Here is an 18,945-nt window from a genome sequence, read left to right as displayed (position 1 = left end):
TCCATTCAGGCTTTTTGTGAGAGAAAATGTTTGGGGATTATTTTACAATAAATTCTTTCACTTCGTGATCATGTAAGCCTTCATTGTTTTCAACATGCAATTTAAGTTGATATTTACCGGCTTGTGTAAATGTATGTTTACCTTCATATGTTCCTTTAGAAGTTTCTTTTAATGTGATCCAAGTTGGTTGTCCACCTTTGAATTGTGGGATAACCTGATAATGTATATCTGCACCCGTTAAGGCTTTTCCATCATGTTTTATTGTGACACTAAGATTAATGGCTTTGTCCTTTGCTACAGTATGCTTATGGTTGTATGTGATAGCCACATCTCTATGATAATGGTGTTGTTCAGTAGCTGATTCAGATGTAGATTGATGATCATTATGTGAAGAGGTAGCATCTTTGGAAACGGTCATATCTGCATTTGGCATTGCATGTCCACCGTCTTTTGCAGAAATGTGAGCAGTGATTTTATATTTGCCTGCATCATTGACATCATAAGAAGCAACATACGCATCATCTTGTACTTTAGCAGTTATCATTTTATCAGAATTTGTATCATTGTTTTTAACTTCAAATGCTACATCTTTTGCGGTTGTAACAGCTTTTCCATCTTGAGTTACATCAACTTTTAATTCAATTTTATACCCAACTTTTGCTGTTTCAGGAACAGTTAAAGTGGCTTTCAATGGTGCTACTTCTTTTTTTGTATCGTTTGCTGTATTTGTATTACTATTGCATGCTGCAAGTGTTGCTGTTGTAGCCAATGCCATTAGTAACATTGTCATTTTTTTCATCAAAAAACTCCCTTCTATTTTGCATAAATCATTGTAGCAAAAAGAATTAGGGAGTTTGCGAAATAACTGTGAAGTCTCGTTATTTAACTAATTTTTTTTGTAAAAATGTCGGTAAAGTCATACCTATTAACACTAATATGATCCCGCATACTTGGAACAATGTTAGGTGTTCTTGAAGTACTAAAACGGAAGTAATAATGGCAACTGGTAGCTCCATTGCACTTAAAATAGATGCAATTCCTCCCCCAACTTTAGGAACGGATATCGTAAATAGTAGTATAGGTAAAACGATTCCGAAGAAACCAAGAGCTAGACCAAAATAAAGAAGTTCAGTTCCAAATAGCTTTCCATTGAACACAATTTCGGGTGATTGAAATACCATGACAATTAACATTGCAAAGAATGACATTATTGTCATACGCCCAATTTTTGATATTCCTTCGACTGGTTTTGAATTGAATTGCATAAAGCAAGCAAAGCTAAGTGCTGATGCTAGACCAAATGCCCATCCACGCCAATCGAGACCGCTTAAATCTACATCTAAAATTCCTGCGGCTAAAATTGTACCGATGACAAGGAATACAAGGGAGATTAATTCACTACGTGTTGGTCGACGACGACGAATTATGCAATCTAAAAATAGACCTATCCATGTAAATTGGAATAGCATAACTACTGCTAGAGAAGCAGGTAGATAGTGAACTGCTTGCCCATATACAATGCCAGTATTCCCAGTTAATAACCCAGATAGCATAATTATTAAAAAGCCTTTACCCGTTAATTTCGGTAAAGCGCGTTGAGTAATGATAAATAAGATAAATGCTAGAAAGAAACCGATAAAATATTGGCTAGTAACAGCTTCCTTCGTCTCAAATCCATGATTCATAGCTACTTTGATAATCGTGGATAATATCCCATATGAGCTAGATCCAATAACAATCAGCAATGGATATATTAAATTTTTGTTCATATTTGACACTCCTGTATATAAAAAGACTAAAGAAGAATTATACCATAAATAGAAATTTTCTAAGAATAGAACGTTATTTTATATTTTGACTTCTACCATCATAGCAATTCAAATTATAATGAAAAAGGACATATGTCCAAAAGGGAGATGTTTTTATGAAGATTATCGAGGATCGGTTATTACTTCAAGAAAAATTAATCGAATATAAGTTTCATAAAATTTTCACCAATCTAGATGCAATACCGTTCTCCCTGCAAAAGTATAAAGCAGGAGAAATTTTACTGCACGAGGGTATAAAACTTCACTCATTATTCTACCTAGTTGAAGGAAAAGTAAAGGCTACCTCAAGTGTTGAAACAGGGAAATCTCTATTATTACGTTTTAATCATCCACTTGCTATTATCGGTGATATAGAATTGGTACGTCATGTACCTGTACAATCACAAATAACAGCAGTAACAGATTGCTTATGTATCGTATTGCCTTGTGATTATATATACAATTTTGAAATGAACAATCCACTATTTTTACAGGATTTATTGAATCATGTCAGTTACAAACTTCAAACAAGTACAACTGCGTCTCGCGTTAATTTACTTGCATCTGTAGAAAATCGTTTTGCAAGCTATTTATTGTCCACAACAACACCAGACAATGAGTTTGGCTTAGAATTGCAAACAACCAAGATTGGGGAGATTGCTGATTTACTTGGTACAACACATCGACATTTAAATCGAGTGGTTCGTGATTTATGTGAGCGAGGCATTATTGAAAAAAAACGGTGTTCTCTCCGTATTTTAAATAAACAAGTACTAGAGGAGATGTCCCAGGGGATTCGGTATGAGTGAAATATAGTAACTTTCTATCTTTTATATTAAAATTGAACATATTATTAATAAAGGTGGGTAAAGATGAAAAAATTTATCGTAGCATTTCTAACATTAATTTGTTCAATTTTCTTTGTTATTGGTAATCAGTTTGAAGCATCAGCTGTAAATGCGCCGTCTAAGCCTTACATTTCAGTAAAGGCTACAAGTACAACTAAGATTAAAATCTCTTATAAGAAGGTAAAGGGAGCAACTACTTATCAAATTTATCGTGCTAATTCAAAAGTGGGTAAGTATAAACATATAGTTACAACGAAAAACACTTCCTATACCGATCGTAAACTGAAATCTTCTACAACGTATTATTATAAAGTTCGTGCCATAAAAAAGGTAGGAAAGAAAACATATTATAGTAAATATTCAATAGTAAAATCGATCAAAACGCTTATTCCGTATGCCAAATATGCAGGTACATATAAAGTAGGTAATGATATTGCTGCTGGAGAGTACATGATTTTTGGTAAGGACGTCTACTATGAAATTGCAAAAGAACCATCAAATTTTGAAGCAATTCTTTCAAATGATATTGTATACAATCAAGCATATGTCCGTTTGTCAAAAGGGCAATATTTCAAACTGGATGACTATGGGACAGGTGCTTACTTTATCCCATCTTCAAAAGTAAAACATATACTTTCCACATCTGTTAAAAAACCAGGTATGTATAAAATAGGAACAGATTTAAAGGCGGGTACTTATAAGATTTCTTTTGGGAGTTACTATGAGGTCATGAATGACTCAGCAATTTTAGATTTTGAAGCAATTGTATATAATGGAGAGATTAACGGAACTGAATATGTAAAGGTAAAAAATGACCAATTCTTAAAAATTTCACCAACTTATTATTAAGAAATAGTTATAGATAAAATTTCCAGATAAATTTTGACGCGATTTCTACTGTTCATTTTTTGCTTTAAATAAAGATAACAAAAGACAGACAAATTGCCTGTCTTTTGTTAAAGTGCGCAATATTATATTTTCTTCACCATATGATCAAATTCTTCACCAATAATCATCCAAGGTTCTGAATAAATAAAGTTCATCTTTTCGTATAGATGGCGAGCACGGTCTTTTTGTTTTTCTACACTTAAGGATACTCTTTGATATCCTTTTTTCTTAGCGACATTATCTGCGTATTTTAATAATGTAGTACCAACGCCGTGGCCTCTGTATTGTGGTGTTGTGCAGATGGTATCGATGTAGAATTCATCTGGTCGTGCTTCAACTTCTATTTTTTGCACACAAGCCCCTTTGGCTGCTAACCATTGTTCCAAGTTATGATCTAATGTTGGTGCTTGATCTCCTCCATAGACAACCATGATACCAGCAACTTCACCACTAATTTCTGCAATATAAGTATTTAGGTAGGAATGTCTGTTATCGGTACGTTTAAATAGCTCTTCAAGTGATTGAAGAATAGCTTTTGGCTCATCTTCACCTGTAAGGCGATTTGCAATTTCATCTATAGCATCTACGATTAATGGTGCTACAAATGGTGCGTCTGCTAATTGTGCAGGTCTTACAGTAATATCCATTTGTTATCAATCTCCTTCAGAAGATAGTATAACAGAGGACGTAAATATTTGCTTGAACTAGACATAATTTAAAGTAATTATCCAAAATTGGATATGATTATTTGCATCTTATGATTTTTTACCTAAATTATTTCTTAAGTTACTTTTGTGTTGTCAGACTTCATGATACGATAGAAGGAAGATATGTGTGAAGGAGTTTGTAAATGTTAGAGACCAAAAAGGAATTCGTTCTCGTCTATGGGGATGCATTCGTTGATTTTATAGCTAATGATACTACAAATACGTCGTTTACTAAGTTTTTAGGTGGTGCAACTGTTAATGTGGCTGCAGGGATTAGTCGCATCGGTGCTCCAGCTGCACTGATTACCGTAACAGGAGATGATGAAACTTCTGAGTTTGTTCGTCAAGAACTTGACAATGAAGGCGTTATTATGAACTATGCAAAAATCATTCCTGAAAAACGAGTAAGTGGAGTCCATGTACATTTAACGGAAGCACATGAACGAATTTTTACAAATTATATTGATGAAACACCGGATCTTCAAGTAGAATCAGAACATCTGCAAGAGGAAGCTTTCAAACATGCGTCTATTTTTAATTTTTGCTCCAATACGATGTTTCATCCGACAGCTTTAGAAACAACAAAAGCTGCAGTTGCTTTGGCAAAAAAATATCATGCACTTGTGGCAATGGATGCCAACATTCGCCCACTTCGTTGGAAAAGTGCCCAAATTTGCCATGATACCATTGCGACTTTCTTAAAAGATGCAGATCTATTAAAATTGGCAGATGAAGAAATGTTTTTCTTAACGCAAACAAATACTTTGGAAGACGGCATTGCGGCTTTGAAAAAATTTGATATTCCACTAATCATGATTACAATTGGTGAAAAAGGAGCCTATGTAGTATTTAATGAAGAAATAAAACACGTTCCTTCTATTAAGATCGATTGTGTGGATACTACAGGTGCAGGAGATGCATTTATGGCAGGTATTCTTCGTCAAGTCCATTTATATGGTATGCCTAAAACAATTGAAGAAGCTTATAATTATGTTCATTTTGCTAATCGCTTAGGTGCAAATGCAGCAACAAAAGCAGGTGCTATTACAGCAATGCCATGTTACGAAGAAATAAAAGAATTACTTAACGAAGGGGGATTAAGAGATGAATAAAAACTATCAGGAATTAGTTAAGAATCGGATTTTCTTTGGAGGTGTAGCAGATGTTGAATCTGCTATTGCAAACGAAAATGTCGATGTAGTAATTGATTTACGAGTAGCTGAACCAGAAGAAGTAAATTATTTACGAATTCATGCACCGATTGCAGATGAGGAAGCGGAAATTATACCATCCATTCAGCATGCAGTATATGAAGTGATGAATGCGTATCGTGATGGTAAAAAAGTTTTCTTCCATTGTGGTAGTGGAAGTGGTCGTGCGGGCACAATCGCTACGGCTACATTGCTGGAATTGGGACAAGCAAAAACGGTAGAAGAAGCAGAACAAAAAGCAAAAGAAATACGCTCAAAAGTGAATGTACGAGAACCAATGAAAAATGCATTACAACAAATTTATGAGTAAATATGATGAACTTTAAATAGATAAAAAGGAGTTATACCAAAGCTACAAGGTATAACTCCTTTTTGATGTATTCCTGACATAAGAGAAAAGTGGCTATTGATATTTCCTGGGGAATTATCGTGAATAGTACAAAAATTATTAAAATAATATCTAAGTTTGTTTTGTTTTGTCGTTTTGTGCTGCTTTATTTTCTTCACGGGTACAAATATATAAGGAACCATCAGGTTGAAGTTGTGCATAAAATACTTCTTCGATATTTTCAATATTTTTTTTCTTAAGCTTTTTCATAAGCGAATCCTCTGTTATGTTCATTTCCTCCATTGAGTTCCACACAATATGTCCATCCGCAATGATCTCTATCGGAATATGAGGTGGTATGGAAACGTCAGCTTTAACATCTTGTTTTGTAGACGATTGCTCTGCGGGTTTTTTTAAGATACTTAGTTGGCCATTTGTTTCTAAAATTGCATAGTGAACATCTTTGATAGAAAAAACGGATTGCTCACGGAGCATCATAAGCAAATCATCCATATGAAGTTTGGAAGTTTTCAACGCTTGGACAGAAAGCTCACCATTTTTAATAATTACAGTTGGGCTACCATCCACAATATTGCGAAGTTTTGAGGATTTTAAAGCAATTAAACTTGCGATAATAGTTAAAATTGACCACCATATTAATGAAATCATGCCATCAATAAACGGAGTTTCTTCCACTGAAGCTACTTGAGCTGCTGTAGACCCAATTGTAATACCGGTAATATAATGGAAATAGGTGAGTTGACTTAATTGTTTTTTACCGAGTAGACGAGCTAAAAAAAGTAATACTATAAAGGAAAGAGTTGTTCTAAGTATCATTTCCCAGAAGTTTACTTCAAAAAAGTTCTCCATTTCTAATTCACTCCTCTTTCAAATCGCTTTTAGTATGAACAAGAAAAAAGAGGATATGCTCATATAATGAGATAAATGATATTAAAAAATTGTTATAATGAAATCACTTGAATTTTGGTATTTAAAGGAAGTGAACTCATCGTGTCAACAACAATGTCAAGGTCTACTTTAGAAAATCCTATCTATCCTATTATGGTTGCAATTGGGATTTGCCATCTTTTTAATGATACGTTGCAAGCTGTAGTTCCTGCAATGTTTCCAGTGTTAGAAAAAGAAATCGGTTTATCTTTTACACAATTAGGTCTCATTACATTTGTATTAAATATGGTTTCCTCTGTATTACAACCTGTTGTTGGTTTTTTTAGTGATCGAAATCCAAAACCTTATGCTTTACCACTCGGAATGTCTTGCACATTTGTAGGTTTAGCTGGAATTGCTGTAGCGGGCAATTATTGGTTGATCTTGCTTTCTGTTATTTTTTTAGGTTTAGGCTCTGCTATATTTCATCCAGAAGGTTCTAAAGTTAGCTTTATGGCGGCAGGAACAAAGCGTGGATTATCCCAATCTATTTACCAAGTTGGAGGAAATTCTGGACAAGCATTAGCGCCGCTGATTAGTGCGTTTGTCCTTGTACCATTTGGTCAAATTGGCGCTGCATGGTTTTTAATCGTAGCAGCGATCGGCATCCTTTTACTATCACGAATATCTGTATGGTATAAAAAACAATTAGAAGAGGAGAATGTTACAAAAACAAAAAAAGTATTAGTTTCTAATTTGCCCACTCTAACGAAAAAACAAATAGGAATTGCTATTGGTTTATTAATGGCAGTTATTTTTATTCGTTCATTTTATGTTACGAATATGACCAACTTCTATATATTTTACGTAATGGATCAATATCATTTAACCATCCAAAAAGGTCAATTATTGATTTTTATCTTCCTTGCTATTGGCGCTATTGGCACATTCTTTGGTGGTCCAATGGCAGATCGAATAGGTAGAAAAAATGTGATTTTGCTATCGTTTTTAGTTCCAATGCCATTAGCACTTATGCTGCCATATATACCGTTGTGGTTAGTTGTAGTATTTCTTTCTGTAATAGGATTTTTCATCATGTTAAGCTTTTCTGTTACGGTTATTTATGCTCAAGAATTGGTGCCAAGTAAAGTTGGTACTATGGCAGGCTTAACTGTAGGACTTGCATTTGGCATGGGAGCGATTGGCTCAGTTGTTATTGGGATGCTAATGGACCACTATGGTGTTTTAGATACAATGATTTTTATCTCAGTTTTACCTATTTTTTCTATTGTTGCACTTTGGTTGCCAGCAGATCATAAAGTAGCATAAGTATCTAGAAGAAAAGTTACGATGCAAAATGAACTATTCATCGTAACTTTTTTTATGTTTCATTTACAAGTTAATAAAAATATTCCAAATGACAAGTTTTTCATAAGAAAAGCATAGGATAAGCAGTATGAACAATACGGAAGGTGGAATCCTATGAATCATCAAATAGCAAATAGTCTATTACGTGTTATCACGGTAATAGGTAATGGCAAGATCACTGCTATTCCAAATTATGTTCAACTCCAAATAGAAGTACTCACAAATGGAAAAGAAGTTAGTACGGCATCTCAGGAAAATGCAGCAATTATGAATCGTGTGATTCAATCACTTTTAGCATTAGGCATTTCGAGAGAAGATATTCAAACAGCAGCTTATACGATTACACCAACTTATGATTATTTTGATGGTAAGCAAGTTTTTAGAGGATATGAAGTAATGAATGCTATAACTGTGAAAGTGAGAGACATTAACCAAGTAGGTACTGTTATAGATACGGCAGTAAAGAATGGTGCAAATCGTGTTTCAGGCATTCAATTTAAAATAGATCATGTAGATGACTACTATCAACAGGCCTTATCTTTAGCATTGCGAGATGCACAAATGAAAGCAAATACAATCGCTGAAACCATGCATTTACATGTTCCTCCACAACCAATTGAGGTCATCGAAGAAAATACTGTAGAGCCCGTATTGTACAAAACAGCGGCTATGGCAAGTCAGAATTTTGCTACGCCAATTGAGCAAGGATTAATTACAATTAGTGCAGCATTAAGAGTGAAATTTCAATTCTAATCCTTATAACAAATTTAGTTCTATATTTTTTAAAAATGATTACACTAAAATATAGGACAGTCTAAACAAGGTGGAGATGACATGGCAAAGAAAATAGGCATAATAGCTCTATTATTATTTGGAGTGTATGCTGTAGGAATGTATTTTTATATTTTTCAAAGTGGCAGTGGTGAAATACCAGCAGCATTAAAGGGAACTGTTGCTGATCCAGCAGTTTTTATGTCTCATCACGAATTATTATTGAGTGGGGAATATTCAAAAATTAGGAACTACCTCTTTTTTGTATCAACACCGCTCGAATGGCTAATCTATTTATTTATTTTACTTGCTGGGCTTTCAAAATTGTTTGAAAAATGGTCTGTATCGCGTGCAAAATCAACGCTTTTTCAAACCATTATTTATGTGTTTTGGCTATCACTTCTCATGTATCTTGTATTATGGCCATTAGATTATTATAAATATCATTTAAGTAAAGACTATGGGATTAGCACACAAACTTTTCCTTCTTGGATGAAGGATGGCATAATTGATTTTGGCGTTAATCTTGTCACTTCTATTTTAGTAATGTCAGTTGTCTATTGGCTGATTAAAAAAAGTACTAAGAGATGGTGGCTATATGCTTGGCTGTTATCGATACCATTTTCAATTTTCGTCATGTTTGTGCAACCGGTGTTGATTGACCCTTTATATAATGACTTCTATCCATTACAAAATAAAGAATTAGAAGCCAAAATTCTAGCATTAGCAGATCAAGCCAATATTCCTTCTGACCATGTCTATGAAGTGAATATGGCAGAAAAGACAAATGCTATGAATGCTTATGTTACAGGGATAGGGAGTAATTCACGAATTGTATTATGGGATACAACTCTAAATCGACTAACCGATAAAGAAATTCTTTTCATCATGGCACATGAGATGGGGCATTATGTAGAAAAGCATATTTATATTGGGATAGCTTGTTATATACTGCTATCATTTGTTGGACTTTGGCTAGCAGCGAAGATGATGAATTTGGTTATCTCACGTTATGGAAAACCATTAAAAATTAGCAAAATAAGCGATCTTCGTTCGATGCCATTGTTCTTACTCGTTACCTCTTTTCTGCTATTTGCATCAAGCCCCTTGTCGAATTATATTTCAAGATATCAAGAGTCAAGAGCTGATCAATATGCAATCGAGTTAACTGGAGACCATAAGGCAGCTGTTACTTCATTCCAAAAGCTAACGAAGGCCGGGTTAAGCGAAGTAAATCCACCACTCCTTGTAAAATGGTTCCGCTACACCCATCCACCAATGTTAGAAAGAATATATAAAGTATTCGATAAAAGCGAAAATCTAGAGCCAGAGAAAAAGGAAGAAAGAAAAATAAAATAATACAATAATGACTACTGATCAGGAGTTGGAGTTTCCCACTCTTGATCAGCTTTTTTTCATTTTAGGTAATCCTATTTATTACCTAGAAATGTATTTATAAAAGTGATTCAAAAGAGTATATTTTCTCTTATATAATCACATGATTTTGTAAGAAAAGTAAGCAATGATAGAATATGAAAGAAAGAAGCTGGAAGGGGAAGTTCTATATGAAGCTGGCTATTTTCGGAGCAACTGGAAGAGTTGGTGGTGAAATGATACGCTTGGCATTGCAAGATGGACACCAAGTAAATGCTCTAGTACGTACACCAACAAAAATAAGAAAACAAAATCATTTAACAGTTCTTCAGGGGAATGTCTTTAATAAAGAAGATGTTGAACAGACAATTACTGATACAGATGTTGTGATAAGTGCACTAGGAACAGATCGAACAACCACATTATCAGATGGTATTTCCCATATTATTTCCTCGATGAAGAAACATGATATAAAAAGAATCGTCACTATAGGCACAGCAGGAATATTAGACAGCCGGAGTGAACCCGGGAAATTTCGGTTTCAATCGACTGAATCAAAACAGAAATTAACATTTGCTGCTGAGGAACATGCAAAAGTATATAAAATGCTAGCCGAGTCGAATTTAGATTGGACAATCGTATGTCCAACCTACTTACCAGACGGAGAAGCAATAGGGAAATATCGTATAGAAAAAAATAAATTACCACTAGACGGGAAAAAGATAACGGTAGGCGATACTGCCAAATTTTCATATGAAGAATGCTTCAAACAACAATTCTTACATATTAGGGTGGGAATTGCTTATTAAGAAAGCGTACGGGGAATGAGGAGAGTACATGAAAAAACGTCATAAAGCTGTAATGGTTGCTTTATCTTTGGGCTTTGCTTTAGTAAAATACTCCAAAAGTAAAGATGGTAAAATGACGCTATTGAAGGCTGTACATCAACAAGATCTACATGCAGTAAAAAAATTGATAAGAGCAGGTGTGGATTTAGATCAACAAAATGATAGAGGACGTACACCTCTTATGATTGCAACATATAACAATGATGTAGAAATCGCAAAAATGCTAATAGATATTGGTGCTGACGTGAATATTCAAGATGATATGCAAAATACACCGTTTTTATATGCTGCAGCTGAAGGTTATTTAGATATTTTAAAACTTGCTATACAAGGAGGAGCCAACCCTACTATTACGGATCGGTATGGTAACACAGCCTTAATACCAGCTGCAGAACATGGCAATCTAGAGGTCTTAAAATTCTTATTAAATAAAATAGAAATAGATGTGAATCATATTAATAATTTAGGTTGGACCGCATTATTGGAAGCTATTATTTTAGGAGATGGCGGAAGAAAATATCAAGAATGCGTAAGAATATTACTACAACATCAAGCCAATCCAAATATTGCAGACAGAGATGGTGTAACACCTATCGAGCATGCAGAAAAACTTGGCTATAAGGAAATTGAAATATTATTGAAGAGTTATACTTACTAATGAATGCTAAATGGGGACCTTTCCGATCGGATGGGTCTTTTTTTAAAAAATAGAAACAGAAACATGCATTTGAAAGCATTTCAATTTCGATGTAAGTGGCAATTACTAGTAAGATGTACTTCTTTGAATGATCAAATGACAAAGTTCATGGAAACATAAAATATTTAATGGGATTTTACAAGAATTTTTGCTATCAAATTAGACGATGAAAAAGAGTCCCTACAATATAAGTAGTGAAAAATAGTGAATATTGTAATAATCCAAAGGAATAGTGAAAAATTCTCTAGTCGCATGTCACATTTATTGATAGAATAAGCATAATGATTTTAGTATTTTGCAATTTGGTCTGTAATTTGAAAAGGAGGCCCTTTAAGAGGACATGAAGGAACATGAGAATTGGCCTTTACAATCTGTGTCATTCAATGAGCATGATACGAAGAATGACCAAAGAAATCTAAAAAGCACATTAAATTTCGAAAAAATAGAAAGAATTAAAAAACAATATAAACAAAATGCTGAAAGTAGATTACCTCAATATTTTTCTGCTAATAAGCGCATGAGAATGCAGGCACTAACAAAGGAAGAAATTGAATCAAATGGTTTACCAAAGGAAATATTTTGGAAAATGGTTGAATTTAACGTTAGTGCAAGAGGTGGAGTTTCATTTGAAAGAATTTCTGCTATTAGTGAACATATTAACTACCTAGCATCCGAGTATATTACGTATAAAGCAAGGATTGAACGTGATTTTGAAGGCGAAGAAAAAAAAGCACATCTTGAGAAATTGCATAATATTTTAGGACGTGGATTTGAGCGCCTGTCTAATGCTTACGTAGATACAGTTGGCACGTTTTTTGAGCTTAATGAGATTGATGGAGAAAAAGAATTAATTCGCCAATCCATTCGAGTTTTATATGAACGTAAAATTCAGCAATATGATCAATTTATTAGTATCAACCCTGATTATGCCTATATTCAAGGCACAAAAGATGAATGGCTAGAAAGAGATTCCTACTTTATGGGGGATATTCTACGTTTAGCTGTTTCAAAAATCTATACACAATGTATTTACTTGCCAGAAGGTTTATATACAACACTCGATCTAGCAGCAGCCGGGATCTTTTATCAATCAGCATTTAGGTGGCTTATCAATCAAAAATCAACTGCCGTAAGTGAAGAACAGTTAGGGATAGAATTAGGGTATTTAGGTATGAAATTGGAGATTTTGTTGCGTAAAGAGGGACTATCTCCAAGTTTAAAAGAGAAACTCGTAAAAGTTTACCAATCCTTTACTCTTTACAAGATTGAAGATATTAATAAGCGACAAGAAGAGGCCAAGCATTATCCGTATTCACGTCTCAATACAAAATATGCAATACTAGATGATGCCGTTGTTTTACATTGGGCAAATATGATGCGTAGCCAAATCCAAGAAGGAAATATTAAAGCAGTATTTCTAGAAGTCATACCGGCTGCATTCGCAGAGTTCCAGAAAAAGGTAGAAGTTGGGAGTCCACTCGAACGCTATCAGGAACAAAATGATTGGGATGGATTCTATGTGGATGCTGAATCTATAACGTATCCTGCAGGGAAACCGGATGTCTTTCATTTTTATACGATGGTTGAAGACTGGAATGGTTTTATCGAAAGAATGGCAGTACAACCATCGATGATTTTTACAATTGGGAAGATGTTCGACTGATTGATGCAAAACATGATAATAATATAAAACTGTGGGTACTGATTATGTATCCACAGTTTTTTGTAACAGTTATAAGACTGATTATACTTGTTTTAATCATACAAATTGGGATAGCTTATTTTAGGATTCTGCTAATACTTTTATCATTTGTTTAAGTAATTCTTCAGAAGAAATAGTAGCTTCACCGCCACCTTGGACAAAAGTGTCATTTCCGCCACCCTTACCGTTAATAATAGGTAATATATTGTTTGCGATTTCTTTCATACTACCTGTCCCTGCCGCATCACCTTTTGCTGCGACAAATTGTAGTTTATCAGATTGTTTTGAAACGAGTAGTGCAGTGTAAGTATGATCCGTTGATATAATTGTACGTGCTAGTTGCTGTAACTCTTGAACAGTACGGGATGGAAATGTTTTGTGAATAAGATGGTTATCAGATTCTTGTAATAATATCTTTGCTTCAACAGTAAGTAATTGACTATTGGCATTATCTAAAGCTTTCTCAAGTCCCTTTTGTGTTTGTAATAACTTTGATACAGCATGTGCAGTTCCTTCTTCAGGACTGTTTGCAAGACGTGCTGCTTCTGATAATTCGCTTTTCCGCCAATGCAATTCATAAAGTACACGCCCTCCACAAACAAAATGAACACGTGTTTTTTTCTTTTGCTTTTCAGTCGCTAAAATCTTAATGGCTTGGACTTGTCCCGTAGAAGTAGGATGAGTACCTCCACAGCCGTTGTAGTCGAAATCTGGAATAATAACCAGACGTATTTCTCCTGTAACAGCTATTGCCTTGCGTAAAGAGTAATGAGCAAGTTCTTCTTCTGTTACCCATTTTGTTTCGATTAATCGATTTTCTAAAATAATGTCATTCGCTCTTTTTTCGACTGCAGCAAGTTCCTCTTCAGAGATATTTGGTGTATCAATGTCAATGGTCACTGTTTCGTTTCCAAGATGGAAACTTACAGTTGGATAGTTGAAAAGCTCAACAAAAGCTGCTGTCAATATATGCTGACCAGCATGCTGCTGCATATGATCGAAGCGCCGTTTCCAATCGAGTACGCCATGAACTTGTGTTGTATTCTCTGGTAAAAACTCTGTTACATAATGTCGGATTTCACCATTAATCTTTTCCACATCAATAACTTTGACACTATTTATCATGCCAGTATCATGTGGTTGCCCACCACCAGTAGGATAAAATGCTGTATTGTCTAAAAGAATATATTTTCGTCCTTCTTTATCTTTTTGCTGTGCTTGGACAGTAGCATCGAATTCTTTCATCATGACATCTTGGTAATACAAAAGTTCTTGCATTTTTCCACACTCCCTTATGTTATCGCTCATTTTTATCATAAAACTTTACTAATTGCCAATTTCCTATATTATAAAGTAGTGAAAGATGTAAAAGGAGCGATATTATTTGGATATTTTAGCATATACAATGGAAGAAATTATAGATCCCACTCAAATTATTGATGGTGAGCGTTTCGAATTTATGTTGGATATTAAAGTAGATGAAGATGATGAACTATATACAGAAGGGGGACTTGAAATTCGTGCAATTGTTGCTAAAAAAGATGATGAAACATCACTAGCGAATTATTTTATTACTACAAAAGCAAATCAGGAGTTATTAGATTTCGCACTAGAAGATGAAGAAGAAGAAATGATTTTAACTTTTTGTAAGGAACATATTGCTGCAGGAGAATAAAAAAAGCCTATAATATGCTTTGGCTAATAGACATTCGGGAATACTTATTTAGAGGATTTCTGGATGTCTATTTCAATTCGAATTAAAGAAAAGGGAGTTGGAAGTAATGGATGCTTATATTCAACCCATCAATTTGTTTATTACTGTATTTACAATATTGGCATTTGTGATTTGGATTCCATGGCTAATTTATACATACCGCAAATATGGATTTTTGCCATTATCAAAGATGTTAATTTCATTTTCTTTTATTTTTTACTTTTTTTCAGCTCTATTCCTAGTAATCTTACCATTACCAACCATTAGAGATACTTGTTCTATGCAAGAACCTGGAACTCAGCACTATTCTTTAGTTCCCTTTAGATTTATATCCGACATTTTCAAGAATAGTGGAATGGTCTGGACTCAGCCAGGGACATTTATACACTTATTCGAACAAACTGCTTTTTATCAAGCATTTTTTAATTTTCTAATGTTAATGCCCTTTGGCGTCTATTTGCGTTATTTCTTAAAACAAAAGAAACAATGGAAGATAGCTCTTGGTATCACATTTGTGCTGACACTTTTTTTCGAAATGATTCAAGTGACAGGAATACTTGGTTATTATAATTGCGCATATCGTATATTTGATGTGGATGATCTTCTATTAAACACATTGGGCGGCATCGTAGGATTTTTCATTGCACCAGCAGTATTAGCATTATTTCCATCAAAGGAAAAAATCCATGAAAAGGCTGATTTCCTATTAAAATTGGATGAAGTAAGATCGTTATCAGTGCTAATAGCCGTTGCTTTGGATTTGTTCTTTACGGATATTGCAACACAGATTTTCTTACATTATACGAGTGTAAATGACGTAAACGAATTCCTCGTTCGTTCTATATCATTATTTGTATTTTTCTTTGTAATTCCAATATTTTGGAATGGACGAACAATTGGAACATTCATCATGCGTTTCCGGTATGATAGTAAAGTGAGCAGAAGAACAACTATAAATCGCCTATTTAAACGATTTGCTGCGATTTATGTGACGTTTTTTATCACCTTTGTGATTAATGTTTTAACCACATCACAAATCTCAATGGATTCACCTTATTATCATGTTTCGTACTTTCTACAAATAGGGACAATGATTCTATATGGAATTGTAACGATTGTGTTGTTTATCCATATCATGTTAGTTGTATTTGGAAAAGGGAAACGGCGTTTCTATTTTGATGAAGCATCTGATTTATATACGACTAAAAAGTAAAATGAAAATATTTACAAAATTGTAATTAGAGCTTACTTAATGATAAGATGTATGTAGTTTTCTTTACAAGGAGGAATCTAAATGATCGCATTAAATAGTAATGCATACTCTAGAACACAAAACTTCATGGTCAAAGAAATCTCCATCGAAGAATTGTAAATGTCTTAAATCCAAATTAGATAATTTACCCAACTGCAATATGGATCATTTCTTTAGGCCAATAACTCATTTTAAAAGCCTAAATAATTGGAGTGATTTTGATGGAAAAACAAACAATTCAACCGTTCTTATCAGTGGCAAATTATCATTTAATCGAGCAACAATTAAATAAAATTTTAAATGCATATAGCACAACAAAAGATAAAAATGTAATTCTTGCTGTAAAAGGGCTTGTTGATACAGAGCTAACGGAAAATCTGTCTCTTGATTCAACTCAATTAAACCTAATAGAGGATCTATATCATATTACAGATTACTCGCAAGGTGAATTATTTTTGGAAACTCTAAAGCAGTATGTTATTCCATTTAGGAAAGTAACTTTAAGTAATTTAAAAAGCATTTTTAAGAAACAAAAGAAATTAAAACTACCTAAATTAGAAAGTATAGATTTTCAACATATTTGTTATTTGACTTGGGATGATGTCAGTACTCATCAAAAGTATGTAATATTTGAACAGCAGGGAAAGTTAAAAGGTGTAAAGGGTAACAAAGATACTAAAGTGGTGAAAGGCATTTGTGCAATTTGTAATCATCATTCAGATGTAAGCCTATTTACAACTACAGTTAAAGGACCAGTTGTCGATACATTTAAAAAGCACAGTAACTATATTTGTACAGATGGTGAGAGTTGTAATAAAAACATTGCAGATCTGGAAAGAGTGACGAATTTTTTTGAACGTATTACACGGTAATTGAAAAGGAAAGACTTCTCTAAGTAGCTATGGAGAAGTCTTTCTTTTTTTAACATACCCTACTTTTTCTATATTATTTTTATAAAGCTATAAATTACTAATTGACAGTGCTTATCATTGAGATTAGAATGAAAACTGTATTTTGAAATTGAAATTCATTATCAATTAAAGATGGTTGTATATATATGAGGGAGCGCTTATGAGAAAAAAAATACTATTTATAATTTCGGTCCTTCTATTAATCATTGGATTTGGAATTCATAACCCTGCATTTGCAGATGGAAACTCCAATGATGATTTGAAGAAGGCTGAGAAATCTGTTGATAAAGCTATTGAATTGGCCAAAAAAGGGGATCTCTCAGAGGCAGAGAAAACTTATAACCATTTTGATACGACTTGGCGTGAAATTGAAACTGGTATAAAAAATGATTCAGCAAAAGCTTATCAAGATATTGAATCGAATATGGGACAAGTAGTTTATGCGTTTACTCTAAAAAAGCAAGATCAAGTAGTCCAGGCTTTACAAGGGTTAAAATCTGTAAATGATAAATTTGCAAATGGGGAATATCCAAAAGAATCAGGATTTAAGAAAAAAGATATTTCCCTAGACGATTTTATTATTCTTCTTCAACAAACAAAGAAGGAAATTGGAAAACAAAATCAAACCGAAGCTCTTGCGGATATAAAAAGGGCAAGCGATAGTTGGCTAAGTGTTGAGGGAGTAGTCGTTGCACAATCTGCGTCTGTCTATAGTGATTCGGAAAGGGATTTGGTGAAAATACAAGCAATGCTATCTGCTAATCCACCAAATTATAATCAAGCTAATAATACAATTGATCATATGATTAGTTATCTTACGCCATTAGCAGAAAAATCTAGCTACACTTATTGGGATGCGGCGATGATCCTAATTCGTGAAGGGTTAGAAGCCTTACTTGTTGTCATTGCCCTTATGTCTTTTGTAAAAAAATCAGGAGAGGTAAGAGGGAAAAAGTGGATTTGGAGTGGGGTTCTAGGTGGATTTGCAGTAAGTATCATCCTGGCTCTAATCGTTAAATTTGTCATCTCTTCTGGTGCGTTTGGCAATAATAATGCACTGATTGGTGGTTGGACAGGGGTATTTGCGGCTGTCATGTTATTGTATATGAGCTATTGGCTTCACAGTCAATCAAATATCGCTGATTGGAATCGCTATATTCGCGAGAAAAGTCAAGCAGCCTTATCTACAGGAAAACTTGTTTCACTTGGGATTCTTGCTTTTCTAGCAGTATTTCGCGAAGGTACAGAAACTGTCTTATTTTATATCGGCATGGCAAGCCAAATTAAGCTTCAATCACTTCTACTTGGTTTTCTAATAGGAGCAGCTATCCTGGGAATTATAGCTATTTTAATGGTGTATGTAGGCTTGAAATTGCCACTTCGACCATTCTTTATGGTATCAAGTCTAATTGTCTTTTATCTTTGCATTAAGTTTACGGGGATGGGCATTCATAGCCTACAATTAGCGGGATTAATTCCAACTACTAATGTTGAAAGTATTCCAAGCATTGAATTTTTCGCACTGTATCCTTCATGGGAGAGTGCTATTCCACAAGTGGTTCTTATTATTCTTGCGATTGCTATCATTCTAGTGAAAAAATTTAAAAACAATAACAATCAGTAGTTATAT

Annotated in this window: 19 protein-coding genes; 14 read left to right on the top strand and 5 right to left on the bottom strand. The window is 34.1% G+C overall.

All coding sequences use genetic code 11. The features are described 5' to 3' along the window. Positions 1–37 precede the first annotated feature (37 nt). Both CEF14_RS13580 and CEF14_RS13575 read right to left on the bottom strand, forming a co-directional pair. Positions 38–799, bottom strand: a complete 762-nt coding sequence (locus CEF14_RS13580; protein WP_102693345.1) for a FixH family protein — start codon at positions 797–799, stop codon at positions 38–40. A 79-nt stretch (positions 800–878) separates the two neighbouring features. After that, positions 879–1,769, bottom strand: a complete 891-nt coding sequence (locus CEF14_RS13575; RefSeq protein ID WP_102693344.1) for an EamA family transporter — start codon at positions 1,767–1,769, stop codon at positions 879–881. 155 nt (positions 1,770–1,924) lie between these two features. Between CEF14_RS13575 and CEF14_RS13570 the strand changes: the two genes are divergently transcribed. Both CEF14_RS13570 and CEF14_RS13565 read left to right on the top strand, forming a co-directional pair. Further along, positions 1,925–2,617, top strand: a complete 693-nt coding sequence (locus CEF14_RS13570; RefSeq protein ID WP_102693343.1) for a Crp/Fnr family transcriptional regulator — start codon at positions 1,925–1,927, stop codon at positions 2,615–2,617. A 63-nt stretch (positions 2,618–2,680) separates the two neighbouring features. Continuing rightward, positions 2,681–3,505 (top strand): fibronectin type III domain-containing protein, encoded by an 825-nt coding sequence (locus tag CEF14_RS13565; protein ID WP_102693342.1) that lies wholly within the window; start codon positions 2,681–2,683, stop codon positions 3,503–3,505. A gap of 122 nt (positions 3,506–3,627) precedes the next feature. On the opposite strand, the gene CEF14_RS13560 is transcribed toward CEF14_RS13565, so the two are convergent. Beyond that, on the bottom strand, positions 3,628–4,191 hold the full coding sequence (locus CEF14_RS13560) for a GNAT family N-acetyltransferase (RefSeq protein WP_102693341.1): 564 nt from the start codon (positions 4,189–4,191) through the stop codon (positions 3,628–3,630). Positions 4,192–4,394: 203 nt separating this feature from the next. Between CEF14_RS13560 and CEF14_RS13555 the strand changes: the two genes are divergently transcribed. Continuing rightward, positions 4,395–5,363, top strand: a complete 969-nt coding sequence (locus tag CEF14_RS13555; RefSeq protein ID WP_102693340.1) for a carbohydrate kinase family protein — start codon at positions 4,395–4,397, stop codon at positions 5,361–5,363. After that, complete coding sequence (locus tag CEF14_RS13550; protein WP_102693339.1) at positions 5,356–5,772, top strand: protein-tyrosine phosphatase family protein; 417 nt, start codon at positions 5,356–5,358, stop codon at positions 5,770–5,772. Before CEF14_RS13555 ends, CEF14_RS13550 begins: the two co-directional genes overlap by 8 nt. Before the next feature lie 150 nt (positions 5,773–5,922). Here the strand turns inward: CEF14_RS13550 and CEF14_RS13545 are convergent, their stop codons facing one another. Then, complete coding sequence (locus CEF14_RS13545) at positions 5,923–6,660, bottom strand: DUF421 domain-containing protein (protein ID WP_102693338.1); 738 nt, start codon at positions 6,658–6,660, stop codon at positions 5,923–5,925. 153 nt (positions 6,661–6,813) lie between these two features. Here CEF14_RS13545 and CEF14_RS13540 point away from each other — a divergent pair, with 153 nt between their 5' ends. The 6 genes from CEF14_RS13540 to CEF14_RS13515 all read left to right on the top strand — a co-directional run bounded on the left by CEF14_RS13540 (position 6,814) and on the right by CEF14_RS13515 (position 13,399). Continuing rightward, positions 6,814–8,007 (top strand): MFS transporter, encoded by a 1,194-nt coding sequence (locus tag CEF14_RS13540; RefSeq protein WP_102694407.1) that lies wholly within the window; start codon positions 6,814–6,816, stop codon positions 8,005–8,007. Between the two features lie 153 nt (positions 8,008–8,160). Next, positions 8,161–8,799, top strand: a complete 639-nt coding sequence (locus tag CEF14_RS13535; RefSeq protein WP_102693337.1) for an SIMPL domain-containing protein — start codon at positions 8,161–8,163, stop codon at positions 8,797–8,799. Positions 8,800–8,880: 81 nt separating this feature from the next. Continuing rightward, complete coding sequence (locus CEF14_RS13530; protein WP_102693336.1) at positions 8,881–10,176, top strand: M48 family metallopeptidase; 1,296 nt, start codon at positions 8,881–8,883, stop codon at positions 10,174–10,176. A 206-nt stretch (positions 10,177–10,382) separates the two neighbouring features. Beyond that, on the top strand, positions 10,383–11,000 hold the full coding sequence (locus CEF14_RS13525) for an NAD(P)-dependent oxidoreductase (RefSeq protein WP_102693335.1): 618 nt from the start codon (positions 10,383–10,385) through the stop codon (positions 10,998–11,000). A gap of 28 nt (positions 11,001–11,028) precedes the next feature. Further along, positions 11,029–11,697 carry an ankyrin repeat domain-containing protein gene (locus CEF14_RS13520; protein WP_102693334.1) on the top strand — a complete coding sequence of 223 codons (669 nt, stop codon included), beginning with the start codon at positions 11,029–11,031 and terminating at the stop codon, positions 11,695–11,697. Between the two features lie 379 nt (positions 11,698–12,076). Then, complete coding sequence (locus CEF14_RS13515; protein ID WP_102693333.1) at positions 12,077–13,399, top strand: hypothetical protein; 1,323 nt, start codon at positions 12,077–12,079, stop codon at positions 13,397–13,399. A 120-nt stretch (positions 13,400–13,519) separates the two neighbouring features. Here the strand turns inward: CEF14_RS13515 and CEF14_RS13510 are convergent, their stop codons facing one another. Further along, a complete protein-coding gene (locus CEF14_RS13510; RefSeq protein ID WP_146013886.1) occupies positions 13,520–14,746 on the bottom strand; it encodes an alanyl-tRNA editing protein in 1,227 nt (408 codons plus the stop codon). Between the two features lie 76 nt (positions 14,747–14,822). On the opposite strand from CEF14_RS13510, the gene CEF14_RS13505 reads away from it, so the two are divergent. The 4 genes from CEF14_RS13505 to CEF14_RS13490 all read left to right on the top strand — a co-directional run bounded on the left by CEF14_RS13505 (position 14,823) and on the right by CEF14_RS13490 (position 18,939). Continuing rightward, positions 14,823–15,113, top strand: coding sequence for a DUF6509 family protein (locus CEF14_RS13505; protein ID WP_211284612.1), 291 nt, complete (start codon positions 14,823–14,825; stop codon positions 15,111–15,113). 106 nt (positions 15,114–15,219) lie between these two features. Further along, on the top strand, positions 15,220–16,365 hold the full coding sequence (locus tag CEF14_RS13500; RefSeq protein WP_102693331.1) for a VanZ family protein: 1,146 nt from the start codon (positions 15,220–15,222) through the stop codon (positions 16,363–16,365). A gap of 260 nt (positions 16,366–16,625) precedes the next feature. Then, positions 16,626–17,276: a FusB/FusC family EF-G-binding protein gene (locus tag CEF14_RS13495; protein ID WP_102693330.1), complete on the top strand. Its 651-nt coding sequence runs from the start codon at positions 16,626–16,628 to the stop codon at positions 17,274–17,276. A gap of 199 nt (positions 17,277–17,475) precedes the next feature. Continuing rightward, entirely contained in the window at positions 17,476–18,939 is a 1,464-nt protein-coding gene (locus CEF14_RS13490) for an FTR1 family iron permease (RefSeq protein WP_102693329.1), read from the top strand. The last annotated feature ends 6 nt before the right edge of the window (positions 18,940–18,945 follow it).

Source organism: Rummeliibacillus pycnus, assembly GCF_002884495.1.
GTDB lineage: Bacteria > Bacillota > Bacilli > Bacillales_A > Planococcaceae > Rummeliibacillus > Rummeliibacillus pycnus.
This window is presented reverse-complemented; position numbering and strand designations above follow the sequence as displayed.

Coding starts and splice junctions, on each gene's coding strand:
- CEF14_RS13580 (WP_102693345.1), bottom strand. CDS start 799: ATGAAAAAAATGACAATGTTACTAATGGCATTGGCTACAACAGCAACA.
- CEF14_RS13575 (WP_102693344.1), bottom strand. CDS start 1,769: ATGAACAAAAATTTAATATATCCATTGCTGATTGTTATTGGATCTAGC.
- CEF14_RS13570 (WP_102693343.1), top strand. CDS start 1,925: ATGAAGATTATCGAGGATCGGTTATTACTTCAAGAAAAATTAATCGAA.
- CEF14_RS13565 (WP_102693342.1), top strand. CDS start 2,681: ATGAAAAAATTTATCGTAGCATTTCTAACATTAATTTGTTCAATTTTC.
- CEF14_RS13560 (WP_102693341.1), bottom strand. CDS start 4,191: ATGGATATTACTGTAAGACCTGCACAATTAGCAGACGCACCATTTGTA.
- CEF14_RS13555 (WP_102693340.1), top strand. CDS start 4,395: ATGTTAGAGACCAAAAAGGAATTCGTTCTCGTCTATGGGGATGCATTC.
- CEF14_RS13550 (WP_102693339.1), top strand. CDS start 5,356: ATGAATAAAAACTATCAGGAATTAGTTAAGAATCGGATTTTCTTTGGA.
- CEF14_RS13545 (WP_102693338.1), bottom strand. CDS start 6,660: ATGGAGAACTTTTTTGAAGTAAACTTCTGGGAAATGATACTTAGAACA.
- CEF14_RS13540 (WP_102694407.1), top strand. CDS start 6,814: ATGTCAAGGTCTACTTTAGAAAATCCTATCTATCCTATTATGGTTGCA.
- CEF14_RS13535 (WP_102693337.1), top strand. CDS start 8,161: ATGAATCATCAAATAGCAAATAGTCTATTACGTGTTATCACGGTAATA.
- CEF14_RS13530 (WP_102693336.1), top strand. CDS start 8,881: ATGGCAAAGAAAATAGGCATAATAGCTCTATTATTATTTGGAGTGTAT.
- CEF14_RS13525 (WP_102693335.1), top strand. CDS start 10,383: ATGAAGCTGGCTATTTTCGGAGCAACTGGAAGAGTTGGTGGTGAAATG.
- CEF14_RS13520 (WP_102693334.1), top strand. CDS start 11,029: ATGAAAAAACGTCATAAAGCTGTAATGGTTGCTTTATCTTTGGGCTTT.
- CEF14_RS13515 (WP_102693333.1), top strand. CDS start 12,077: ATGAAGGAACATGAGAATTGGCCTTTACAATCTGTGTCATTCAATGAG.
- CEF14_RS13510 (WP_146013886.1), bottom strand. CDS start 14,746: ATGAGCGATAACATAAGGGAGTGTGGAAAAATGCAAGAACTTTTGTAT.
- CEF14_RS13500 (WP_102693331.1), top strand. CDS start 15,220: ATGGATGCTTATATTCAACCCATCAATTTGTTTATTACTGTATTTACA.
- CEF14_RS13495 (WP_102693330.1), top strand. CDS start 16,626: ATGGAAAAACAAACAATTCAACCGTTCTTATCAGTGGCAAATTATCAT.
- CEF14_RS13490 (WP_102693329.1), top strand. CDS start 17,476: ATGAGAAAAAAAATACTATTTATAATTTCGGTCCTTCTATTAATCATT.